At 46.3% G+C, this 5,355-nt stretch carries 4 protein-coding genes; 2 read left to right on the top strand and 2 right to left on the bottom strand.

What is annotated here, in order from left to right; translation table 11 throughout:
* Positions 1 to 65 precede the first annotated feature (65 nt).
* Complete coding sequence (locus RMO52_RS06025) at positions 66 to 704, top strand: lysophospholipid acyltransferase family protein (protein ID WP_309744507.1); 639 nt, start codon at positions 66 to 68, stop codon at positions 702 to 704.
* 49 nt (positions 705 to 753) lie between these two features.
* Entirely contained in the window at positions 754 to 1,056 is a 303-nt protein-coding gene (locus RMO52_RS06020) for a DUF2288 domain-containing protein (protein WP_309744505.1), read from the top strand.
* Between the two features lie 42 nt (positions 1,057 to 1,098).
* On the opposite strand, the gene RMO52_RS06015 is transcribed toward RMO52_RS06020, so the two are convergent.
* The gene (locus RMO52_RS06015) at positions 1,099 to 1,641 is read right to left on the bottom strand and encodes a gamma carbonic anhydrase family protein (protein WP_310411872.1); all 543 of its coding nucleotides are present in this window, start codon (positions 1,639 to 1,641) and stop codon (positions 1,099 to 1,101) included.
* Between the two features lie 211 nt (positions 1,642 to 1,852).
* Positions 1,853 to 5,044: a tetratricopeptide repeat protein gene (locus tag RMO52_RS06010; RefSeq protein WP_310411869.1), complete on the bottom strand. Its 3,192-nt coding sequence runs from the start codon at positions 5,042 to 5,044 to the stop codon at positions 1,853 to 1,855.
* Positions 5,045 to 5,355 lie beyond the last annotated feature (311 nt).

The following is a 5,355-nucleotide window of genomic DNA, read 5'->3' as shown; positions in this document are numbered from 1 at the left end:
AACTCCCCTCTCCCAACTCCCCTCTCCCAACTCCCCTCTCCCCTCTCCCATCTCCCATCCCCTCCATGTCCAGATCCCGCGAACCACTAATTAACCTCGCCTTTTATCATGCTTTCAAGCAACCATTTATCAGTCCCTTCTTTTACTTATATCTGCGGGGGAAAGTGGTCGGCACGGAGCATGTACCCAGATCGGGCGGATTTGTATTAGTTAGCAATCATGGTAGTAATTTCGATCCGCCATTATTGTCGGCTGCGGTATTGCGACCTGTCGCCTATATGGCTAAAGAAGAACTGTTTGATATACCAATATTGAAAAATGCGATTAAATTATATGGCGCGTATCCAGTTAAACGCGGTGCCGTAGATCGAGCGACAATTCGAGCGGCGTTAGCTTTTTTAGAGGATGGTTGGGCGGCGGGAATTTTTCTTTCTGGTACGCGGACGATCGATGGTAAGGTAGTCGATCCCAAGCCCGGCGCGGCTTTGATTGCAGCTAAGGCTCAAGTACCGCTGCTACCCGTCTGTTTGTGGGGGACGCACGCGATCGAACAAAAAGGCAAAAAATTCCCCCAAGCTACTCCCGTAACCGTGAGAATTGGCGAGTTAATTCCGCCACCAACCGATACTAAAAGATCGGAACTCGATCGCGTTACGGCAATCTGTACGACTAAAATTAATGAGTTGCACGATCTGGGGAGATAATTAATAATTAATAATTACTCACCTTCTATCCTTTATCCTCTTCGCACATATGGAAAATCTCCGCGCACAATTAACCGAACTTGTTGATGAAGCTGAGCTAGAATGGCTCAAACCCCATATTCAAAAAGACGCCGTAATTTTAGTCGTTCCCGAACTAGATATATTAGATGTCGGCGTGGCGATTGCTAGCGATAATACTCAATCAGTGCAACATTGGATCGGCGAACAACTGCTAGTCAAACCATCACCAGAAATTCTCAATCGCTGGAATACAAATCCCCATCAAAAATTTCAAGCGATGATTATTCAACCTTATGTTTTAGTTAAAGAATTAGCGAACGAACTAGTCTAATTTTAGTAATTAACAAGTTGGTAAATTCTGGTGAATTCGGCACTAACAAAAACCTAAATCTTCACCCTTACCAGCATGTACTAAAGCTAATCGTGCGTATTTTTGGGCATGAACGATTAAACCTTGAGCTTCAGCATCATCTACCGATCTGAGGCATTTTGCTGGTACGCCGACCATTAACGATCGCGGCGGGACATCCTTTGTCACCACGCAACCCGCACCAATAATACTACCAGTTCCCACGCGCACACCATCTAGCACGATCGCCCCAATGCCAATCAAACAGCCTGTTTCGATATAGGCAGAATGAATGACAGCTCGATGTCCGACGGTGACATAGCTCTCTAATATTGTCGGTTGTCCGGGGTCGCCATGCAAGATCGCCCCATCCTGGATATTGGTACTTTTGCCAATTTCAATCCGTTCGACATCACCCCGGACTACCGCACCATACCAGATACTCACTCCCGATGCGATCGAGACATTTCCCATCACCACCGCATTATTCGCGACAAATGCCGCCTGAGAGATGTCTACAGGTGCCCAGAAGGTGGGTAAATCTAGTCGATCGGGGAATAGAGTCATTAGTGCGTCAATGGCGACTACAGGCTCAATTTTACTCGATCGAGTGCAAATTTTAGCAGCTCGTTTTAGATCTCGAAATAGCTGAGGCGTAGATCTTTACCCCACCCTAACCCTCCGCGTCCCATCATCAAGTCAATTGACACATACTTTTAATCTTCGATCGAATTCGATCGCCCATCATTCTAAGCTAAACTTCTCAATTCTCCATCCCCTAACGTCCCTTCAACTGAGCGATCGTATCCATCACCTGCTGATAATAATCCATCTGCCCCTGCTGGCGCAATAACTCAGCACCCTTACTCAAATCGGCAATTGCTCCCTGCTTGTCTCCTAATTCCAATTTAATTCCACCTCTGCCAATATAAGCAGCAGCTTGGCTAATGTAAGCAGCAGCATCTTTGGGAGTAATTTTAATCGCCCGATCGTAATCGGCGATCGCTCCCTGTTTATCTCCTAGAGCTGATTTAGCTAGACCTCGGTTACTGTAAGCATCAGCAAAGTTCGGATTAATTTTAATTGCCCGATCGTAATCGGCGATCGCTCCCTGTTTATCTCCCTGATTATATTTAGCTAGACCCTTCTCAACGTAAGCTATAGCATCGTTCGGATTAATTTTAATCGCCCGATCGAGATCGGCAATCGTTCCCTCTCCCTTCAACTGAGCAATTAGCTTCATCGTCCGTTGATATGAATCCATCCGCCCTTGTTGGCGAGATAACTCAGCACCCTTACTTAAATCCGCGATCGCGCCCTGTTTATCTCCCCAAGCTAATTTAGTTAAACCTCGGCTACCGTAAGCCTCAGCATAATTGGGATTAATTTGAATCGCTCGATCGAAATCAGCGATCGCTCCCTTTTTATCTCCTAGATCTGATTTAACTGTACCTCGAAAAATGTAAACCTCAGCATAGTTAGGATTAATTGTAATTGCTCGATCGAAATCAGCGATCGCGCCTTTTTTTTCGCCTTGATTCAATTTAGCCGTACCTCGGAAAAAATAAGCCGCATCATAGTTGGGATTAATTTTAACTGCCCGATCGTAATCAGCATTCGCGCCCTTATTATCTCCTAGATCCGATTTAGCTGTACCTCGGTGCATGTAAGCATCAGCCGAGTTCGGATTAATTTGAATCGCTCGATCCAAATCAGCGATCGCTTCCTTCTTTTCGCCTTGATTTAATTTAGCCGTGCCTCGGCTAACATAAGTCTCAGCATAATTGGGATTAATTTTAATCACCCGATCGAAATCAGCGATCGCGCCCTGATTATCTCCTACAGCCAATTTAGCACTACCTCGGCCATTATAAGCATTAGACAGGTTCGGATTAATTTTAATTGCTCGATCTAAATCCGCAATTGCTCCCTGATAATCTTTGCCACTTAATTTAGCGATACCCCGACCCTCATAAGCATAGCTGTCTTCTCGATCGCCAATCAAGTCGTCATAAACTTTAATCGCGGCTGCGTGCTGTTTTTGTAGAACTAAAATCAGGGCTTTGTCATATAGCAATGTTCGATCTTGCGGTTCTAGTTTAATCGCTGTGTCGATCGATACTAATGCCTTGCCATACTGTTGTTGAAGTATAAAAATCCCACTTTGATGCTTCCAGAAATAGTAGTAATTGGCACGTTTTGAGGTGGGGACTGCTGCGATTGCTTTGGCGATCGCCACACTAGCTAGGTCAGGTTTTACTAAAAACCTTAGTGATAGGGCTTTACCATAATTACCAGTTAGGATCTGACCCCGATCGATTGCCATATCGAAGGCAGTTACAGATTTCTCTAGTTGCCCAATCCGGTAGAGTTGATTTCCATAAGTGAGCCAGCGTTCGCCACTGTCTTCAGACGTGGGCGGGGCTAAATTTACCACCATATAAATGGTTTGGAGATCGCGGGTGGTTAAGGCTGGGGCGGGATTTTTGGCGAGCTTGAGTAATTTAGGATTGAGTTGGAGTCGTGGTGCTAAACCAATTAAGGTTTGGATCGATATGCCTTGACTCTTGCCTAGCATTACACCCTCAGTCTGTTCGGCTCGACCATGAATGCCGATAACTCTACCAGCAGTATCGAAGACACCCCCACCGCTCATCCCGCCATAACTGATACTGGTGTAGATAAGGTCATAACCATTACTAAAAGATTTTCGATCTTGAGTTTCAAATTTCCCTATCTCTCGCTCGAAAATATTTCCGGGATTGAGTTGCCATTGCCACAGAGGGCTATTAATTTTATCTCGCCCTGGGAAGCCACCTGCTAGGACAATTTCTTTGTTATTGGGGCTAATTTCACTGAGTTGAGCAATGGGGTAGATGTTAGTGCTGGTGAATTTGACGATCGCCAGATCGACACCTGTTGCTAGTACCGTGCTGGTAAGATTGTGGGTATCTTGGTCGTAGGTGATGAGTCGATTATTAGTACGTCTTTGTTGAGTTTCCTCATTTTCTAGTACGTGTTTAGCTGTGACGACATAATAACTATTCCCCTCTCTAGCAATAATTACCCCCGAACCATTACCGCCACTATTTTCGATTCTGACTGTCTGTTTGCGGGCGAGATCGTTGAGCTTTGCCATGTAGCCAGTCGGGTTGGCTTGGGGCTGAATTTGTCCGACTGCTAAGCCATTAAATTTATAACGATAAAGGATGTCTGGCTTCACTTTAATCAGGAAATTATAGACAGGTACGCCCCAATTAGCCGAGCGATATTTTGCCGCGAGTTTAGCTAAAGGTTTACTCCCATCGCTGTAAGTATAGTTAGGTAAAATCGGAGCGGAACCAATGGTATTGATGCCTAACAATACCCCCCGCACATCAAGGATCGCGCCGCCGCTCATTCCTTGACGTAGACCTTTTTCGCCTTTACTTGTGGTGTAGCCGATTTGGGTGCCATTATCGAAGGGAATATCCGAAAGTTGGGAGACTTGTCCGCTGGTGATGCGGATTTCTCTGGAGTCGAAGGGAAATCCGGCACTGTAGATGGTGCGCTCGGCGTCGAGGGGTGAGGTGGTGGATAAGTTGGCAAGTGTGTACTGTTTCTGACTGGTAAATTCTAATAGTGCGAGATCGTATTTGGCATCGAAGCCGCCATCGATGGGCTTGGCGGTGTGTTTTTGTCCGTCTGGGGTTTGAATCTCAAATTTGCTGCCGCGCCTGGTGACGTGGGCATTGGTGAGGATGAGATAGGAGTTGCCTTTTTTGGCGATGAGTACCCCAGAGCCGCCGCTGTTATTGGCAGTAATCCGCACGGTGATTCGTTGGGCAGTTTGGCGGACTGCTTGGGGACTGAGGGGTTCGGAATCGGCAATTTGGGCAATGCTACCATCTGAGGTATCGACGCGCTCTAAGCTCCAGGCTGGGGGTACGAATAGGAGGGTAGAAAGTAGGATGGCAAGCGTCGGTCTCATTGGTGTGGAGGAAGATGTAATATTTTCTATTTTGGGCGGGTTGCGATGTTTAATGCGGGTCGTAAAACTACATCGACAATCCAGTGACAAATATCCATACTTCTCTTGTACTAGTACTGCTGGCGTGACTAGCTCTTCTAATCGTGCTGCTATTAATAAAAGGGCGTTGCTGATTTAAGGTATGATTTGCCCTCACCCCGCCAGATCCTTCGGCTCTGGCTCCCCTCTCCCAAGCTTGGGTGAGGGGCTGGGGGTGAGGGCAAAATCTATGCTTCATACCTCAATTCAGCAACGCCAATAAAAGTAGGCTA

The organism is Chamaesiphon sp. OTE_8_metabat_110 (assembly GCF_031382685.1).
Classification (GTDB): Bacteria; Cyanobacteriota; Cyanobacteriia; order Cyanobacteriales; family Chamaesiphonaceae; genus Chamaesiphon.
The sequence above is the reverse complement of the archived record's forward strand: the minus strand, read 5'-3'. Positions and strand labels throughout refer to the sequence as shown.